The sequence below is a fragment of the Undibacterium sp. Di26W genome, from assembly GCF_049340265.1.
Classification (GTDB): domain Bacteria; phylum Pseudomonadota; class Gammaproteobacteria; order Burkholderiales; family Burkholderiaceae_D; genus Undibacterium.
Window position 1 is genome coordinate 58,988 of sequence record NZ_JBMPOR010000007.1, and the last position, 18,920, is coordinate 77,907.

Consider the following 18,920-nt stretch of genomic DNA (forward strand, 5'->3'; position numbering starts at 1 on the left):
TGGTCAGTATCCGCACAATTTATTTGTGAATAGACAAGAGCGAAGAAAGTGATTACATTTAAGATTCGGATGCAGATGCTGATTCGTTAAAATCCATCTCGTCCAACAGCGAATTACCACCTATCAATGAGGGAGTATTCATGTCTGCCACACCCAAAAAATTCCGATTGATCACCCGCAGCGATTTTGACGGACTGGTTTGCGCGGTCTTGCTCAAGCATCTGGATTTGATCGACGATATCTTGTTTGTTCATCCCAAAGACATGCAGGATGGCAAGATTGCAGTCACGGAAAACGATATCAGTACCAATTTACCGTATGTCGAAGGCGTTCATCTGGCATTTGATCATCATTTATCCGAAACCCTGCGCAATGCCAGTACGACAAGAAACAATCACGTGATTGAACCGGACACCCCTTCTGCGGCACGCGTAGTCTATAACTATTACGGTGGTCTGAAGTCTTTTCCCGCGTCCTGGGACGACATGATGGCTGCAGTAGACAAGGGGGATTCCGCGCGTTTCAACAAGGATGAAGTATTGCATCCCAAGCGTTGGGATTTGTTAAATTTTTTGATGGATGCGCGTACCGGCCTTGGGCGTTTTCGTGATTTCAGAATCTCTAACTACAATCTGATGATGGAATTGATTGTGCTGTGCAAGACCCAGAGCATAGACGAAATCATGCTGAACCCTGATGTGAAAGAACGGGTGGATTTGTATTTTGAGCATGAAGAGAAATGCAAGGAGCAGATACAGCGCTGTGCCACGGTACACAAAAATCTGGTGGTGCTGGACTTGCGCAATGAAACCACCATCTACGCAGGCAACCGTTTTTTGATTTATGCCCTGTTCCCGGAGACCAATATTTCGATTCACATATTGTGGGGGCTGAAAAATCAGAATACCGTGTTTGCAACCGGTAAGTCGATTTTGAACCGCACATCCAAAACCAATATCGGCCCCTTAATGCTGGAATTTGGTGGTGGTGGTCATGAAAATGCTGGTACCTGCCAGGTGGAAAACGACAAGGCTGCACCAACACTGGCAAGCTTGATCAGCAGAATTAATCAGGATGGCTAGCCAGAAAAATGAAGCCGTTTATTTTCTACTGTGGCCACACGCAGGGAAGGCAGCCTAACCAAGCCGCCTTCCACTTTGCGCAAGTTCTCAGGTACCCAAAGGTGTCGCCTGTATGCTGATGCTCTTATAGTAAATATGGCTGGCGGATTCAAAGCCGGAATCAAAACCGAACAATAGCCACAGGCTGCCGCTGGCATCGGCCCTGACATTCAACGCGGTCTGATTGTCGAGCTTTTTCTCCATATACGGAGCGCGTCCACAGTCGGTGCTGGCATTGCCTATGGTTCCCAGAACCTGGGCTGATTTGCCCGAGCCGCTTTGGCCACCACGATCGATGTTCATCACATATTCATCTCCTTTCTGTATGGTCAGCGGTTCAATTGACGCGGCACCGGCAAATAGCCAGACACTGTCGCCCGGTGAGCCACCGACGCCAAAACAGCCGCTGGCGACATTGCTCACGATGGTGGTTTGAAAACGCAGTGCATACTCGGTATTTGGCGCAAAGCCGCTATACTTTTTCTTGATATAGGTAAACAGGTCGTCACTGCGGTTGGTAGCAAATGCATACAGGCCCTTGCCGGACAAGGGGGTGGGCAGGGGGCGATATTCAGTGACCATATCCGTAGGCTTGGTTGCCACCGAAAAATCTGAAGTACCGGATGTCCAGCCCGTTGGTTCACTATTGAAATCGATATTGATCTGCACCGGTGTGGGCGCAGGTACATAATTGCTGCTACCCCCGCAGGCACTGAGCAAGGCAGTGGCAAGCAGAAAAGAGATCAGCCCTGGGCGAAGTTTCATACTTTGTCCTTTTAAATTGAATACATGATTCGGTACATGCTTAGGTAAATACATAAGTACGTGAGTTGCCCGAGAGCATAGCGAGCTGTCCGCCGTAAATCAGTCCCGAAATGTCGGATATTTGTCGTAAATTTGTAAGCAGCCCGGTAGGCTGAATTGTCTGAAAATTGTAAGTTGGCCGCATTTTGCCTGGCATTTCTCGCAATTTTGAGGCGAGCTCTACTACAATGCCGGCAAAGGAGAGATGCCATGTTTCGTGTAATGCTGGTGGAAGACGATGCCAAGCTTGCCAATCTGATCGCCGAATATCTGGGCGAATATGAATTTACCGTTGACCTTGTCAGCCGGGGTGATATTGCGCTATCGCATTTTCAACAGACTTTGCCCGACCTGGTGGTTCTCGACCTGATGCTGCCAGGACTGGATGGCATGGTCGTCTGCCGACAACTGCGTGCTGTCAGTGCTGTGCCCATCCTGATACTGACGGCGCGCGAAGATGCCTTTGATGAAGTATCCGGGCTGGAGCAGGGTGCAGATGACTACGTCAACAAGCCGGTACAGCCACGCATCTTGCTGGCCCGTCTGCGTGCCTTGTTGCGACGGATCAAGGAAATGCCGCTTGATGACAGTGAGGATCTGGTATTTGGCGCATTCAGGATGTGTCGGCGTGATCGTAGCGTGTTCTGGCGCGCGCAGAATGTGATACTCAACAGTGCAGAATACAAGTTGTTGCTGGTCCTGGCCGAAGCCGCAGGCAAAGTCTTGTCGCGCAACGATATATTGATACAGATGCGGGGTATAGAATTCGATGGACTGGATCGCAGCATCGACAATAAAATCTCCCGCCTGCGTCGCAAATTTGATGATACCCATGCCGATAAAATCAAGACCGTCTGGGGAGAGGGTTATCTGTTCAGCCCATCAGCCTGGGAATAGGCCATGAATCGCCTGTTCCTGCGCTTTTCCATCCTGGTAATGCTGTCCATCAGTGTCGCCACCATTGCTGTCTACGTCGTGATCCGTAGCTTCTTTGGTGATCCGCTGGAAGAAGTTGCACAGCAACAGGCCGCAGGGCAAGTCTTTTTACTCACGCAGTATGTCGATCAGGCTGGCCCTGACGAATGGCTGGTGCGTTTGAATAAAATCCGCGAAATTACCCACAGCAAGCTGGAATTGATTTCCCTGCAAAGTGCGCTGCTACAGGTCGCTGCAGAAAAAAAAGCACAATTCATGCGCGGTGACGTGGTGATCGATATCGCGGGTAAATCCTTTTACCGCCGCGTTGACTTGCACGGGCAGCGTTACATAGGCAGCGATGAAGAAGTCTTGCATGCGCAAGAATTGCCCATCGATGTGATACCCGTGATACGGACTGAAGTCCTGCGTTACATTATTGTCGCATTCTGTCTGCTGATACCGATTGCTATCTGGTCCAGTGCCCACTGGCGCGGCTTACAGGCACTGGAAAAAGTCGCTGACGAATTTGGTGAAGGACACCTGAAAATCCGTGCACAGACGCGTGAAAGCGACAGCATCCACCCCCTTGCCCAACGCATGAACCAGATGGCAGCACGTATAGAAGGGCTGCTGGATGCGCAGAAAAATCTGCTACATTCGGTCTCGCATGAATTGCGCACACCCATCGCCCGCCTGGAATTTGGTTTGGAACTGTTGCGCAATGCAGCCAGCGATCCCAAACTGGAAACCCGTGCCGCCGCCATGGAAGCTGACCTGCTTGAATTGAATGCGCTGGTAACCGAGTTATTGAGTCTCAGCAAACTCGACCAGCAACCCGCATTGAAACTGAGCGAATTCGTCGTCGCAGATTGTCTGCGGGCTTGCCTGGACGGCTTGCAACATGAATTGTCAGGTTTTAAGCTTGATACCTTGTTTCTGGATGAGGTGGGCTGCATGACAGGTGACCAGCGTTTATTGGCCAGGGCCGTCAGTAATTTGCTTAGAAATGCCGGCAAATACGCCAGTGGGCATATCGCCCTGACGCTCACAAAAAATGACGATGGGGATATTATTATCATGCTCGATGATGACGGCCCAGGCATACCTGCGCAAGAGCGTGAGCAAATTTTCAATGCTTTCTACCGGCTGGACCGCAGTCGTGACAGGGCAACCGGTGGCTTTGGGCTTGGCCTGGCGATCACCCACAAAGCCATACAGGCACATGGTGGCCGCATTAGCGTAGAGGACAGCCCCATGGGGGGCGCCAGATTCGTGGTGTGCCTTCCTGCCACCCCGGAAGCTGTCGCAGGGACTACCTGAACTTCATTGCTAGAAATGGACAAAAGCTGGACAAGAACAGGATATGCGTCCAGCTTCCTGGGCATGCTATTCCTGCAATCTTCGTCACTGCGCTTTGCTTGAGCCGTCCTGCCCAAGCCCCATTACAAATTCATGACATTTGCGCGACAACTCGCGGACGACTTGTTTTCTCACTGTCACTATCATTCTCGCATGGTGTTTTTTTATCGGTAGCTTCAGGAACAAGCGAGAAGGGCGAATGAGTAGCAGAGCATTAATTACAGGTATTACAGGACAGGATGGTGCCTATCTGGCAGAACTGCTAATTCGCAAGGGATATACGGTGTTTGGCAGTTATCGCCGTACCAGTTCGGTCAATTTCTGGCGTATGGAAGAGCTGGGTATCCGCCACCACCCCAATTTGCACCTGGTGGAATATGACTTGACCGACCTGAGTAGCAGCATACGTTTGCTGCAAAATACCAATGTGACGGAAGTCTATAATCTGGCGGCACAAAGCTTTGTCGGCGTGTCGTTTGAACAGCCAGTCACCACCATGGCGATTACGGGCATGGGGGTCTTGAATTTGCTGGAAGCCATACGCATCGTTAATAAAAAGATCCGTTTTTATCAGGCATCGACTTCGGAAATGTTTGGCAAGGTGCAAGCCATTCCCCAGGTTGAAACCACGGCGTTTTATCCGCGCAGCCCTTACGGTGTAGCCAAGTTATATGCACACTGGATGACCATCAATTATCGTGAATCCTACGATATTTTCGCCAGCAGTGGCATCTTGTTCAACCATGAATCGCCTTTGCGCGGGCGCGAATTTGTTACCCGCAAGATTACTGATGGCGTTGCAAAAATTCGCCTGGGTCTGCTGGATTGCCTGGAACTGGGAAATATGGATGCCAAGCGCGACTGGGGTTATGCCAAAGAATATGTCGAAGGCATGTGGCGCATGCTGCAGGCCGACATACCAGACACCTTCGTGCTGGCAAGTAATCGCACCGAGAGCGTACGTGATTTTGTGGAGCTGGCTTTCTGGGCGGCAGACCGCCAAGTGCACTGGCGCGGAACAGGTGAAGATGAAGTCGGCATTTGTCGCAAAACCGGCAAGACCCTGGTGAAAGTCAATCCCGCATTGTATCGGCCGGCCGAAGTCGAGTTGCTGATAGGCGATCCGCACAAAGCCCGAACGGTCCTGGGTTGGGAAACCACAACCACGCTGGAAGAGTTGTGCCAGATGATGGTAGAGGCTGATTTGCGCAGGAATACGACACGCAGCTCGTACTGAAGAGAAGCCTGCCAAGTGGTCTGGAGTTGGTGGGAATAGAGGACATGCAGTAACAGGCGAGCCGGGATTTGTAGAACGCATCTCAACCCTATTTATGAAATGAGTTCTAATGAAAGTCTTACATTTTTATCGCACTTATCATCCCGATACCTTTGGCGGGATAGAACAAGTCATACGGCAACTGGCTGTCGGTACGACGCGCCTCGGTGTCAGTAATGAAGTACTTACCCTGACGCGCAGCAAGGGCCAGCTTGAACTTGAACTGGAAGGACATCAGGTACACAGGGTCAGGCAGAATTTTGAAATTGCGTCGACTGGATTTTCATGTCAGGCACTCTCGCGTTTCATTGAACTGGCGAATAGTGCAGACATCATTCACTATCATTTTCCCTGGCCTTTTATGGATTTGATGCATCTCATCGGCAGAATCAGGAAACCCAGTATCGTGACCTATCATTCCGACATCGTCAGGCAGAAATTTTTACTGAAGGTCTACGAACCTTTGAAACACTGGTTCTTGAACGATGTGGACAGGATAGTGGCTACTTCGCCCAATTATTTGTCCACAAGCCCGATTCTGCATCGTTACCGCGACAAGACCGAGGTCATAACCTATGGCCTGGACAAGAGCATTTATCCTGAACCATCGCCTGCGGTGGTTGCCCATTGGCGCCAGCGTTTCGGTGAACGGTTTTTCCTGTTTGTAGGCATGCTGCGTTATTACAAGGGCTTGCATATTTTGCTGGAGGCCGTGGCGGATTCGGATATACCCGTTGTCATCGTTGGCAATGGCCCCGAACAACAGGCGCTGAAGCAGCAGGCACAGGGATTGAAACTGACGAATGTCCACTTCCTGGGGGCGTTGCCGGAAGAAGATAAAATCGCCTTGCTGAGTTTGTGTTATGGCCTGGTGTTTCCTTCCCATTTGCGTTCGGAAGCATTCGGCATTTCATTGCTGGAAGGCGCGATGTTTGCCAAGCCCATGATATCCAGCGAAATAGGTACCGGGACAAGCTATATCAACATCGCGGATGAAACAGGTCTGGTAGTACCACCGGATGATCCCCTGGCTTTGCGTGCCGCCATGACACAATTGTGGAACAACCCGCGTCAGGCCATGCAGATGGGGCAACTGGCACAACAAAGATATGAATCCGTGTTTACTGCAGACCTGATGGCAAAGAATTATGTGCGTCTGTATGTCGACGTGATCTCCGGTAATGCCACCATACCTTAGAACCTGATCACGCTCGCGCAGTAAGATCGTAAACAGGTTTTTAGTGGCATGGGATATTTTCCGCCAAGTTTTCCATGGCGTCATCCATCTTGGTCGCGATAAAAAGACAGACTGGGATTTCTACTGTGTTTACAATAGGCTGGCTATCCTAACTAAAAAATCATTCAGCATGAAATCTATTTCTTTCTTACTTTTATCCGGTGTCGCGCAGCTTGTTTTCGCCCAGACTCCAGCGGCCACCATGCTGCCTGACGGCAGTTCTGACAAATATGTGGGGCTGGGGGTGATTTCTGAACCCAGTTGTGAACTAGGCGGTGAGCAAACCACGCGTGTCATGCCTAACGTGCAAATGCAATGGAGTAATGGCCTGTTCTTGCGCAACGCTAATCTGGGCCTGCACATGAGCCCATTTGACCGTGTTGAATTCGGCCCTTTGCTGGCGTATCAGCGCGGTTGCAGCGCATCTGCCGCGCGCAAACTGGCAGGCTATGGTGATGTGGACGGCAGTTTTCAGGTGGGTGGTTTTTTAAATTACTACCCGCTGGCCAGATTACGTTTGAGTTCCAAGTTCCTGCTGGGGAAAGTGGCAGACAAACAAAGCAATTACATCAATCTGGAAGCACGCAGTTACCACCAGTTGGAGTTGCATCATGGGATTGCCCTGTCTGCCGGCCTGGCCTGGAGCAGCCGCTCTTATGATCAGTCCGGTGTCCGCTTTGACCCAGACATGACGACATCTAGCGGTAATAGTTTGGCTACGCCTATGTCCAGGATGCAGAACCAGACAGATGCCAATGTCAGGAACGCCTACCTGGGCCTGAACTGGAACTGGGAATTCAGTCCGGCATGGATGCTGACCTCACATGTGACAACAACCCATCAGTTTGATAGTGGCAAAGACAGTCTGTGGCTGGGTAAGAGAAATTATGTGACCGTGTATTCTGGTCTGGCTTATCGATATTAATCAGTTTTAAAACGTATGATCATTGCTTATTCCTCATTCTTTGCAACGCTGTTCCTGGTATCAGGGATAGCGTCTGCGCAGCTGCCAGGCGCGGAGGCAAGCCATAAGCCAGCGGCACAGGAACAGGTGAAAAAGCCGGAAGCTGAATGGGTCAGCTATCGCAATGTCTACAAGCTGATGATACGTTTTGAAAAATACGGCAAGCCAAAAAATCTCATACAAAATCATTTTCAGATACTGACCAGGCAGGGTAATTATGCGCCGGACGATCTGGAACTGACACTGGTCAGCAAGAGCATGCGTCTTGGCTTGCCACTCGACGCAGCAGGCCGTGCCAATTTTCCCTTATTGAAGTCGGCTTATGACGAAAATGCCGCATTGGTCGTCAATCATGCGCCCGAACAGTTGATGTTCCAGTCCAGGGTTTCCATCATTCCCAGAGCCGATGGCGTCTATGAAATGACAGAATTGCGTGCGGCTTGCGAGCAGGCATGGGCCTACCTGAAAAACGAGGACGATGCCACGGTAGCTGGCAAAAAGTGTACAGGGGTTAAATTTGCCTATGGGCGCAATATCGCCCAGGCGCTGATACGGTTCAGGAATGGGACACAGCAGACGAGTGCGCTGCCGGTACAAGATGGCAATCCATTTTCAAATGAATTACCCAAGATAAATAAAATTGCCCACATCCGTTTTACTGATGTGGCTGACAAGGGGCAAGTACTGACCCAGAATGCCCCCGTCATTATCACGGCTATGTTTGAATAAACTGCCTGACAGAGCCGCAGCCATGCCTGTAGCTAAGCTTTGCAGTACACCAGTTTATCCAGCTTACCAGCGGCGCCAGTGTCGGCCACCACCACCCCAATAAGGGCCATTGTCGATGACGATGGGCGGCGCTCTGACGACCACGGACGGGCCTGCCACATAGCCATGCGCTGGTAATACAACGCAACCGGACAGATTCAATGTGGCGGCCAGCAATGCCAGCATGGCCAGACGATGAATGCGCATGATGTTCTCCTTTTTGATCTCATAGGCATACAATGCGCGACCGCGTCTGGCGTTGACAGCCAGAATGTAAGTCTATGTTTCCTTTGTTTCGAAATCACTTTAGATGGATGTGGTCTGGCGGCAGATCAGGTTTTGTCACAGACGCAACAGATGCATCAGGCAATCGCTCAAGAAGTTGACGCAAGGCCTTGTTGCGACACGGAACTTTGCCTGTTGTGGTATGGTCCAAGGCTCACCATTTACCACTATTGCAACAATAATATTTATATGCAAAGCAAGAATATTTCTTTACGTCCAACTATCCTGTCCCTGGCAATCATGGCGGCATTCAGCCAGCCAACTATGGCGCAGCAAGCCAATCCAGTAAAAACAGGACCGGCAGAATCGACAGAAAAAACAGAAAAAACCGATCCAAAAATACAAAAAGTCGAAGTGCAGGGGGCCCGCAATTATGACGAACGTCGCCAGGATACCGCCACCAAAATAGTCGTGACGCAGGAAGATATCGTGCGCTACGGTGACACCACTGTCAGTGAAGTCATGAAACGTCTGCCTGGCGTGACCATGGGGGGCGTACAGGGACGTGGTGGAGACATCCGCATGCGTGGGCTGGGTGCAGGGTATACCCAGATCATGTTGAATGGTGAGCCCAGCCCACCCGGTTTTTCCCTGGATTCCCTGTCGCCTGACATGATAGAAAGGATAGAAATCATTCGTGCTGCGACAGCCGAATTGAGCACCCAGTCTATTGCTGGCTCCATCAATATCGTCCTGAAGAAAAGTGTGCAGACGGCGCAAAAAGAATTGAAAGCTGGATTGTTTGAAGATGGTGGCAAATTTGGTGAAAATCTGAGTTATCAGGTTTCAGATAAGTCTGGACGTATGTCTTATGCCTTGTCAGGCAACCTGAACCGTGGCCAGTATGAACGCCCCAGCTATTCAGATGAAGTGGGTACTAATGCCAATGGTGAGTCCAATTTGCTGCGTCATACCGACAGCTTGGGTTGGGGAACTTTCACCAATGTGGGATTTTCACCAAGGGTGAACTGGAATTTGGAAAACGGCGATACCGTGACGACGCAGAGTTTTATCAATGCGACTCGTTTTGTTGGCCATAATCGTGATTCATCGACTGGTACCCCGGCGACTTATGCAAGCGATAATCAGCAAATTCAGTCTGACGCTACCATGTTTCGTACCAACCTGAACTGGATACACAAGCTGGCAGACAGTGCCAAACTGGATTTCAAGCTGGGGGTCAACTACAACAAGCGTACGTCTGATGTGGGGCTGTTGGGCTATAACATTGGCAATGTGCAGATACTGGACCGTAAATCGACTTCTGGCGGTACGGACAAGGGCATCACCATGAGTGGCAAGTACAGTGCACCCTTTGTCGAAAATCATTCCTTTGTATTTGGCTGGGACGGTGCTTACAGCAAGCGCGGCGAGACCCGTGAGCAAACTGATATAGTTACTGACCCAAGTACTGACCCTGACAAAAAACTAGTTGCAATTCCTCCCCTTAATGAAAATTTTACTGCCGATGTGACACGCCTGGCTCTGTTCGCCCAGGATGAGTGGAATGTGACCAAGCAATGGTCGGTCTATGGCGGTTTACGCTGGGAAGGACTGGACACCCGCAGTCAGGGTAATACTTATAGCGAAGTACATAATAAATCCAGCGTCTGGAGCCCGATATTGCAGACGCTGTATAAGCTGCCGGACAGTAAAAATGACCAAGTCAGATTGGGTATTACCCGTACCTACAAGGCACCTGATACCGGTCGCCTGATTCCGCGCCGCTCCTACTCTAATAATAACAGTGCCACCAGTCCCGATTACATGGGTAACCCTAACCTGAAGCCGGAACTGGCCTGGGGTCTGGATATGGCGTATGAACATTACCTGCCTGGTGGCGGCATGCTCAGTGCCAGTGTGTTCATGCGCAGGATCGACGATATTACTCGTACAGATGTGTCTAAAGATGTCGATGGAAAATATGTTGCTAAGCCGGTCAATAGTGGACAGGCCACCACCAAAGGCATAGAACTGGAAGCCAAATTTCCATTGAAGTCCGTGATGGCGAATGCGCCAGCAATTGATTTCAGGGCCAACCTGTCGTTTAACTGGTCCAATTTGAGTGCCGTGTCAGGCCCGAATAATCGCCTCGATTCACAGACACCTATCAGTGCCAACCTGGGTATTGATTACAAGCTCGACAAGTTGCCTTTGACCATAGGCGGCAATGCCAGCTTCCAGGATGGCGGCTTGGTACGTATTTCAAAAGAATCGTTGCCCTATCCAAAAGAGCAAAGCAGTTATTCTGTGCCCAAGCGTGTACTGGACTTATATGCCTTGTGGAAGTTTGATGCAAAAACCAATCTGCGTGTATCAATAGGGAATGCCCTGCACCAGGACAATATCAATGCCAGCATTTACAGCGACAGCAAAGGCACCACTCGCCAGACAAACACGACACCTACTACGGTGGCTGCACGAGTGATGTTTGAACACAAGTTCTGAATTTGATAGAAATGCGATTTTCTGCTTGAGCAAAAAAATGGGCACAGTTAGTGCCCATTTTTCTACCACCGATAAATAAAGAATAATTCAGACAGTAGTAGCAATATCTTGAGTTTATTTGCCAAGCTTGGCGCGGCAATTTAATGGCAGGTTGACTGCCGGAATCGTGGTTCTGTCTACTCCCTTGACCGTCATCTTGTCCGGCACTGGTGCCGCCGCACAGACCCAGGCGACCGGCACCACAGGGGCATCTTCAACCACAGCAGGGCGCAGGCTGAGGATTTTCCCCCTGAGTGCAGAATGCGCATTATTGCCGAAGGTGATATGGATAGCGCCATCCTTGATGGCAACCGAGCTCACCAGGTTGCTGACGATCTTGTCATCCATGGGCAAGCCTGCGGCGGTATTGTCTGCCGGGAATTTCTGTTCCACCAGCCAGGCGGCGGCAACGGGTTTTTTAGCAATATCTGCCAGGGGAATCGCAGCTTCTATCTGTTCCCTGACGATCTTGTATAAATACGATGGAATAGCCAGGGCTGCCAGTGTGGCGATCACTACAATCACCAGCATCATTTCCAAAAGAGTAAAGCCGCGTTGTTTTTTCATGAAATTTGCTTCAATAATGTGTTTAGAGGCTGTTGCTAAATGAAGATGACAGACAAATCGCCCGGTTCAAGTTAATTTTGCAACAGTCGCTTAGAAATATAGCGGATAAGCGCGCTATCTCACAATCTAAATATTGCTGTCCAGGGCAATTACCGTCTGAATTTTGCCTGATCTGGTATCTCACGGGCTGGATTTGGCGACATTCTCCTGTGAATTCTGGACACTTTCGCCGATAATGCGGGCTCGTCAGCTTAATGTCAGCACTCAATATCAGCACTTAATATTTGCCCCATGTATGCAAGATGAATGATCCACTTCCCCTGTTCGGGTTCAGCACGACGTTATTGGAGTTGCTGTCCTTTGTCCTGTCCATCATCACCGTTGCCTTGAATATACGGCAGTTGCACTGGGCCTGGCTGTTTTCCATTCTGTCATCCGCTTTATATGCGGTGGTATTTTTTGACGCCAAATTGTATGGCGATATGGGTTTGCAGTTTGTGTTTATTGGTGTATCCATCTGGGGATGGCTGTTATGGCTGCGCGGTGATGGGCAGTCTGCTGCATTGCCGGTGACCAGGCTCAACAACCATGACCGATGGCAGGCGCTTGCGGCCTGCCTGCTGGCATTTGTGGCATTGGCTGGCTTCCTCAAATACTGCACTGATACCGATGTGCCGTATGCCGATGGTTTGCTGACTGCCGGCAGCTTGCTCGGGCAGGTCTTGCTGAGCCGGAAAAAAGTCGAAAACTGGCATGTCTGGATCATCGTCGATGTCCTGTATGTGGCCTTGTATATCTATAAAGGCCTGACGCTGACTGCCGTTCTGTATGGCATTTTCGTGGTGATGGCGATCATGGGCCTGCGCGCCTGGAGTAAAGCATGTCCACAGTAAACCGTGTTGTGATTCTGGGGGCAGAATCGTCCGGCAAATCCATTCTGGCAGAGGCGCTGGCGGCGCATTACCAGACCGTGTGGGTGCCTGAATACTTGCGTGAGTTTGTTGAGCAACAGCAGCGCGTGCCAAGACAAGAGGAGCAGATTCTGATCGCCCGCGCACAGTTGCAGCGTGAAGCCGAACTGGCCGGGAAAGCGCAAGACTGGCTGTTTTGCGATACCGGCCCCTGCATGACCGCCATTTATAGCCGCCATTATTTTGGCGATGCCGGTGCCGAACTGGATGCACTGGATCTGGGCCATCAGTATGACTTTACCATCGTGACCGCCCCGGATTTTCCGTGGATGCCGGATGGTCTGCAACGCGAATCGGCTGCCGTGCGCCAGTTGATTCATGAAGAAGTGTTGAATGTGCTGGATGACCGGGAAATTCCTTTCCTGCTGGTGGAGGGCAGCACCGCACAAAGACTGGAGCAGGTGCAGTTTGCCCTGTCGTTTTTAATGATGTAACTCGTCAGACGGCTTTAACGTTCACCAATAAAAAAGCACTGTCTTTTAAAGAGCAGTGCTTTTTTAACGCGCTGAAAAGCCGGTGAGGCTTAACTACTTTCCATCAGGCTCTTCAAATGATCGGCACGTGCAGGGTGGCGTAGTTTTTTCATTGCCTTGGATTCAATTTGGCGTATGCGCTCGCGCGTGACTTCAAATTGCTTGCCCACTTCTTCCAGCGTAAATTCAGTACTGGTTTCCAGGCCAAAGCGCATGCGCAAGACCTTGGCTTCGCGCGGGCTGAGTGAATCCAGGGCTTCCTTCAGTTTTTCCTGTACCGATGCCTGCATGGCTGCGGCCATCGGCGACAGAGTCATGCTGTCTTCAATGAAATCACCCAGTTGCGAATCCCCATCGTCGCCGATAGGGACATCGAGCGACACCGGTTCTTTGGCAATCTTCAGGATTTCACGTACCTTGTTTTCTGGCAGGCCCATTTTTTCGGCGATCGCTGCCGGTTCAGGTTCCAGCCCGCTGGTTTGCAGCAACTGGCGTTTGACGCGGTTCATTTTGTTGATAGTCTCTATCATGTGCACCGGCACACGTATGGTACGTGCCTGATCGGCAATAGCGCGTGCAATTGCCTGCCTGATCCACCAGGTCGCATAGGTAGAGAACTTATAGCCACGACGGTATTCAAATTTATCAACGGCTTTTAACAGGCCGATATTGCCTTCCTGAATCAAGTCAAGGAATTGCAGGCCTCTATTGACGTATTTTTTTGCGATGGAAATGACCAGGCGCAAGTTGGCCTCGGTCATGGCAGCCTTGGCTTCGCTGGAACGTTTTTCACCCGCCACCATCTGCTTGTTGATCTCGCGCAGGTCACTCAAAGGCAGGCGAACATTCTGTTCCAGATCGATCAGTCGTTGTTGCAACTCGCGCACAGCGTGGATATTCCTGCCGAGGATGGCGGCATAACTGGATGTGCCATTGATTTCATGGTTCAACCATTCTGGATTGCAGGCGTTCTGACGGAAATGCTCAACAAAATAGGCGCGGGGCATACCGCATTTGTTGACCATCAATTCCAGCATCTGCTTTTCTGTCTGGCGCAGGGTCTTCATTTGCTTGCGCAAGGTATCGCACAGTTTTTCTGCGGTTTTGACGCTGAAGCGCATGCCTTGCAATTCACGCGTGATGGCTTGCTGTGCCTGTTGATAGGCAGGTGACTGATAACCGTCTGCAGCGCGGGCTGCCAGCATTTGCTCAAAGCGCATGCCGACCACCGCAAATTTTTGCAGCACGGTGGTTTTTAACTGTTGCAATTGTTCGTCGCTGATGCCGTTGGCATTGTCGGCTACTGCATCGTCGTCGTCATCCAGCTCGTCCAGCTCATCGGCATCGCTGAGTACTATCGCCAGTGCATCTGTGGCATCGGGGTCCAGCAAACCGTCTATGATGTCATCGACACGGATTTCGTCTTTGGATATCTTGTCAGCGATATCCAGGATTTCCTGTATCGTACCGGGGCAGGCAGAGATCGCCTGTACCATGTCTTTCAGACCATCTTCTATGCGCTTGGCAATCTCGATTTCGCCTGAACGTGTCAACAGTTCTACGCCACCCATTTCGCGCATATACATGCGTACCGGGTCGGTGGTGCGACCAAAGTCGGAATCCACAGTGGCCAGTGCCGCTGCTGCGGCTGCTTCAGCTTCGTCTTCGCTGACATTGGTGGCGACATTATCGCTCAGCAGCAGCATCGCCGCATCGGGAGCACTGTCGTATACAGCGATACCCATGTCATTCAGGGTGCTGATGACGCCCTGTATCATTTCGGCGTCAGCAACATCGTCTGGCAAGTGATCATTGATTTCAGCATGGGTCAGGTAGCTGCGGTCTTTACCCAGGTTGATCAATTTGGTCAGTTGCTTGCGATATTGGTCAAGCTGTTCTTCGCTGTTGGCGGTACTGGCAATACTGGTAGAACCGCCTGCGCTAGATTTCTTGGCCTTGGCACGTGCCGCACGTTTCATTTCTGCGGATTCTGCTGCATTCAACGCCAGGATTTCATCGTTTTCAAAATTGAATTCGGATGACTTGCGGCCACGTTTTGCCGGCTCCCGCATCGCCGGCAAGATATAAGCCGAGGTATCAATATCCGCCATACTGCTGACGGCGGGCGCGGCGACGCTTACAGAAGCAGCTATGGGCACAATGACAGGTGCGGCAGCAGATATGGCTGCTGCCTGGAATGATGGCGCTGGTGACACTGGTGACACTGGTTTCAGTGTCACTACCGGTGCTGGTGGTGCCAGCTTGCCCGAACCTATGCGTGCCTCACGTTTAATGACTGCCGGTGTAGCTGTCTGCTGGTCTGCCAGTAGCAATTTCTTGGCCAGTTTAGGCGCGGTCTTGCGAATAACCACCACACGCGGTTTTGCGGCATCTGTATCGCCAGTTTCTGGCTTGCTGTCTGCGACGATGCTTTCTTCACGCGCCTGCGTTGCCTGGGCATTGTTTGGCATGCCTTCATCTGCCTGGTCGTTGCTGTCGCCAGCAAGCAAAGCAGGGCTGTCATTGTCAGCAGGTGTGACTGTTTCTGCCGTATCGGCCGCGCCCGTATCGGCGCCTGTCATTTGCAGGCGCGAGCGGCGCTTGGTGATGACCGTTACCGGTGCAGAAACCAGTGTCGGTATCTCTTCAGTGATATCGGCGACTGGCACGACCATCTGTACTGTCGTTGTGCGCGAAATAGTCGGTGCACTGCGGTTCAGTTGCAGTGATGGTTTTTTACCTAATGTGAGCGTGGATCCTGTTTTTGTTGCTGGAGAAATGGTTGAGTCAGTTGAGCTGTTTTTCATGTAACAAATTCGAATACGACAACAAATGCTTGTCAAAAGTGTTTGGCAATAGCAAGGCGAAAAAGCTGCAGGCGATCGTCAATAACAGTCAGTAACAGATCAACGGCAGGCGCGGCGCGGATGAAAAAGCCCGCTGATTAAATGAAGCTTAAGTGAAGATTAAGTGAATTAAAGCGGGCCAATCTCATCATGCTGAATCTGAGTCTCAAATCGAGACGAAAGGGCAGAATTATCCTCGGCTTGGGCCTTCTTGACAAGCAAGACTTTGCTTTTCTATGCAGAAAGTTTTCAGGTGGCAGGCTAAGTGATCGCTTATCCATCTATGTCCCATGCCAGAAGCAGATATTGCGCCGCTGTCTTTATTATTTATCCTGATCTTTTCCATGAAATGGCAAATTCTGCTTGACTTGGTCAGTAAAACTGAAGGCAGTTTGATCTGCATCACGGTCCGGGCGGGTCTTGAGAAATAATCCGGGCAAGCTGATAAGCTATGCTCTTTGCCTCTTTTTGTCTGCCTTGATGATGGTAGTGACTATCCGCTTTTTTTCTTCCTGCTGCAGAAACATCCTTTTTTCAACCATATTGCTTGTGCCGGTTTTTGCTGTGGCACAAAATATTCCGGATACCCTGGCCCAGCGCTTGAAGGCATGTACTGCCTGTCACGGTGCTGAAGGGAGGGCTGGCACGGATGGTTTTTACCCCAGGATAGCGGGTAAGCCAGCAGGTTATCTTTATAATCAATTGCTTAATTTCCGTGATGCCAAGCGCGCTTATCCTGCCATGCGTTACATGGTCGCCCATATGTCGGACGCCTACCTGAAAGAAATTGCGGAATATTTTTCAAATCAGCATCCTCCCTATTCTGCGCCGCAGGCAACTGATGCACCGGCATCCGCGCTGGAGCAGGGCCGGCAATTGGTGTTGAATGGCGATAAATCACGTGATTTGCCTGCCTGTATTGCCTGCCATAGCGACAAACTAACCGGTCTGGCACCATATGTTCCGGGTTTGCTGGGTTTACCCCGGGATTACCTGATTGCGCAACTGGGTGCCTGGCAAACCGGCAGCCGCAAGGCGCATGCGCCAGATTGCATGCAGCAAGTGGCAGCCAAACTGCAGCCCCAGGATATTTCAGCGATTGCTGCCTGGCTGGCGGCGCAGCATGTGCCAACAGACGCAATAGCATTGACATCTACTGATACCGGTGGGCGTCAGTTCCCGCTGTCTTGCGGCAGTATTCCTCGCTAAATCCAGATACGACAGAACCACATGAAAAGATTTTTATTGATTTTGCTGGCGCTGGTGTCGGTGAGTTTGCTGGGTGCTGCCAGTGTGGCGGCATATGGTTATTATGTGGTGGACGATCATCAGGCAGCGCTTGCGCAGGCGCATGTTCCCAATGCCGCGAACGCTGCTGAGTTGGTTGTTCGCGGAGCATACCTGGTGCGTGCCGGTAACTGCATGTCCTGCCACACTGCTCGTGGTGGTGCCGCCTTTGCCGGTGGCAGGGTACTGCAGACCGAATTTGGTGATTTTGTCGCGCCGAATATCACCCCCGATGTGAAAACCGGTATTGGTAACTGGAGCGCAGAAGATTTCTGGCAGGCTTTGCACAACGGCAAAGGGCGTGACGGGCGCATGCTGTATCCGGCTTTTCCCTATACCAACTACAGTAAGGTGACGCGCGCGGATTCTGATGCCATGTATGCCTATTTCCAGTTCATCCCCAAGGTAGAGCGCCCCAACCAGCCGCATGAGTTGCGCTTTCCGTATGATCAACGGGCTTTGCTGGCGTTCTGGCGTGCCGCCTATTTCCGTCCCACAGTCTACCGGCAAGATGCACAGCAAAGCCCTGAATGGAACCGAGGCGCCTATCTGGTGAATGGACTTGGCCATTGCAGTGCCTGCCATAGCAGCCGCAATATGTTGGGGGCGAATGCCGGTACGGCTGATTTGTCTGGTGGCGAACTGGCACTCACCAGTTGGTACGCGCCTTCTCTGGCAAACGGCAAGGAAATCAATCTGGCGCAATGGCAGGCGCCGCAATTGCTGGCCTTGCTGAAAAACGGCATCAACGCAGATACTGCTGTATCCGGCCCCATGGCGGAAGTGGTGTCGGCTAGCCTGCAACATTTGTCGGACCAGGATATGAGCGCAATGGTGACATACCTGCGTGCCACACCAGCGGTGAAGGCCGAAGAAAAAGATATATTTGATCGTGCACTGTCTGCGCAAAACATCAGCCAGGAAACCATGGATGGCGTCATGAAATCTGGCGCTGCACTGTACAAGACGCATTGCATTGATTGCCATGGTCCCACCGGGGCAGGGGTGCCATCCATTTACCCGGCCCTGAAAGGCAACCCCGCGATACAGACACAACTGGTGGCTAATCCGGTGCGCTTGATTTTGGCGGGCGGCTTTCCACCCGTGACCAAAGGTAACCCCCGCCCATATGGCATGCCGCCATTTGGTCAGGTCTTGTCTGACAATGAGGTAGCACTGGTATTGAGTTATGTGCGCAATGTCTGGGGTAATCAGGCGTCGGTGGTGACGGCGGCCGAAGTCAATCGTTATCGTACGGCGACGCTGGATTGAGACTTGCTGGATGACCTTGTTGACCGTAGCGGCTCGTGCCCTTGTTTTATGTGACGAACACCAATTGCTAACAATGCATGCCTCTCAACTGGAGAAAAGCACTGTCTGAAGCACCGGCAGTGCCCTGGAAAGGCGACGTGGATGCCAGGCACAAATAGACCCAGGTTTTCAAAATGAGAGTGATTTTTCTGTGACAGCCGCATTTGGTAATGCGGCTGTCATTTCTGCTGGCTATGCTTCCTCCTTGCATATCAACAATAAATTGTTTATATTGTTTACATGTTT

The 18,920-nt window shown here is 51.1% G+C and carries 16 protein-coding genes; 12 read left to right on the forward strand and 4 right to left on the reverse strand.

Annotated elements, in window-relative coordinates:
- Positions 1 to 140: 140 nt before the first annotated feature.
- Positions 141 to 1,082 carry an exopolyphosphatase gene (locus tag ACO0LM_RS10720; protein ID WP_423036916.1) on the forward strand — a complete coding sequence of 314 codons (942 nt, stop codon included), beginning with the start codon at positions 141 to 143 and terminating at the stop codon, positions 1,080 to 1,082.
- An 87-nt stretch (positions 1,083 to 1,169) separates the two neighbouring features.
- On the opposite strand, the gene ACO0LM_RS10725 is transcribed toward ACO0LM_RS10720, so the two are convergent.
- Positions 1,170 to 1,886 (reverse strand): hypothetical protein, encoded by a 717-nt coding sequence (locus ACO0LM_RS10725; RefSeq protein ID WP_423036918.1) that lies wholly within the window; start codon positions 1,884 to 1,886, stop codon positions 1,170 to 1,172.
- A 249-nt stretch (positions 1,887 to 2,135) separates the two neighbouring features.
- Between ACO0LM_RS10725 and ACO0LM_RS10730 the strand changes: the two genes are divergently transcribed.
- The 6 genes from ACO0LM_RS10730 (at position 2,136) to ACO0LM_RS10755 (ending at position 8,408) form a co-directional block, all read left to right on the forward strand.
- A complete protein-coding gene (locus tag ACO0LM_RS10730) occupies positions 2,136 to 2,822 on the forward strand; it encodes a response regulator (RefSeq protein ID WP_423036920.1) in 687 nt (228 codons plus the stop codon).
- A gap of 3 nt (positions 2,823 to 2,825) precedes the next feature.
- A complete protein-coding gene (locus tag ACO0LM_RS10735) occupies positions 2,826 to 4,163 on the forward strand; it encodes an ATP-binding protein (protein WP_423036922.1) in 1,338 nt (445 codons plus the stop codon).
- A gap of 238 nt (positions 4,164 to 4,401) precedes the next feature.
- Positions 4,402 to 5,439, forward strand: a complete 1,038-nt coding sequence (gene gmd, locus ACO0LM_RS10740) for a GDP-mannose 4,6-dehydratase (RefSeq protein ID WP_423036924.1) — start codon at positions 4,402 to 4,404, stop codon at positions 5,437 to 5,439.
- A 109-nt stretch (positions 5,440 to 5,548) separates the two neighbouring features.
- Positions 5,549 to 6,676, forward strand: coding sequence for a glycosyltransferase family 4 protein (locus ACO0LM_RS10745; RefSeq protein WP_423036926.1), 1,128 nt, complete (start codon positions 5,549 to 5,551; stop codon positions 6,674 to 6,676).
- 169 nt (positions 6,677 to 6,845) lie between these two features.
- Positions 6,846 to 7,640 carry a MipA/OmpV family protein gene (locus ACO0LM_RS10750; RefSeq protein ID WP_423036928.1) on the forward strand — a complete coding sequence of 265 codons (795 nt, stop codon included), beginning with the start codon at positions 6,846 to 6,848 and terminating at the stop codon, positions 7,638 to 7,640.
- A 126-nt stretch (positions 7,641 to 7,766) separates the two neighbouring features.
- Positions 7,767 to 8,408: a hypothetical protein gene (locus ACO0LM_RS10755; RefSeq protein ID WP_423036930.1), complete on the forward strand. Its 642-nt coding sequence runs from the start codon at positions 7,767 to 7,769 to the stop codon at positions 8,406 to 8,408.
- A gap of 63 nt (positions 8,409 to 8,471) precedes the next feature.
- On the opposite strand, the gene ACO0LM_RS10760 is transcribed toward ACO0LM_RS10755, so the two are convergent.
- Positions 8,472 to 8,654, reverse strand: coding sequence for a hypothetical protein (locus ACO0LM_RS10760; protein WP_423036932.1), 183 nt, complete (start codon positions 8,652 to 8,654; stop codon positions 8,472 to 8,474).
- Positions 8,655 to 8,921: 267 nt separating this feature from the next.
- Between ACO0LM_RS10760 and ACO0LM_RS10765 the strand changes: the two genes are divergently transcribed.
- A complete protein-coding gene (locus ACO0LM_RS10765) occupies positions 8,922 to 11,180 on the forward strand; it encodes a TonB-dependent receptor plug domain-containing protein (RefSeq protein WP_423036934.1) in 2,259 nt (752 codons plus the stop codon).
- Positions 11,181 to 11,294: 114 nt separating this feature from the next.
- Here ACO0LM_RS10765 and ACO0LM_RS10770 read toward each other — a convergent pair whose 3' ends face one another.
- Positions 11,295 to 11,786, reverse strand: a complete 492-nt coding sequence (locus ACO0LM_RS10770; protein WP_423036936.1) for a pilin — start codon at positions 11,784 to 11,786, stop codon at positions 11,295 to 11,297.
- A 302-nt stretch (positions 11,787 to 12,088) separates the two neighbouring features.
- Here ACO0LM_RS10770 and pnuC point away from each other — a divergent pair, with 302 nt between their 5' ends.
- Both pnuC and ACO0LM_RS10780 read left to right on the forward strand, forming a co-directional pair.
- Entirely contained in the window at positions 12,089 to 12,679 is a 591-nt protein-coding gene (pnuC, locus tag ACO0LM_RS10775; protein ID WP_423036938.1) for a nicotinamide riboside transporter PnuC, read from the forward strand.
- Complete coding sequence (locus ACO0LM_RS10780) at positions 12,667 to 13,191, forward strand: AAA family ATPase (protein WP_423036940.1); 525 nt, start codon at positions 12,667 to 12,669, stop codon at positions 13,189 to 13,191. Before pnuC ends, ACO0LM_RS10780 begins: the two co-directional genes overlap by 13 nt.
- A gap of 89 nt (positions 13,192 to 13,280) precedes the next feature.
- Here ACO0LM_RS10780 and rpoD read toward each other — a convergent pair whose 3' ends face one another.
- Positions 13,281 to 16,037, reverse strand: coding sequence for an RNA polymerase sigma factor RpoD (gene rpoD / locus ACO0LM_RS10785; protein ID WP_423036942.1), 2,757 nt, complete (start codon positions 16,035 to 16,037; stop codon positions 13,281 to 13,283).
- Positions 16,038 to 16,640: 603 nt separating this feature from the next.
- Between rpoD and ACO0LM_RS10790 the strand changes: the two genes are divergently transcribed.
- Positions 16,641 to 17,285: a c-type cytochrome gene (locus tag ACO0LM_RS10790; RefSeq protein WP_423036944.1), complete on the forward strand. Its 645-nt coding sequence runs from the start codon at positions 16,641 to 16,643 to the stop codon at positions 17,283 to 17,285.
- A gap of 21 nt (positions 17,286 to 17,306) precedes the next feature.
- Complete coding sequence (locus ACO0LM_RS10795; RefSeq protein ID WP_423036946.1) at positions 17,307 to 18,635, forward strand: c-type cytochrome; 1,329 nt, start codon at positions 17,307 to 17,309, stop codon at positions 18,633 to 18,635.
- The last annotated feature ends 285 nt before the right edge of the window (positions 18,636 to 18,920 follow it).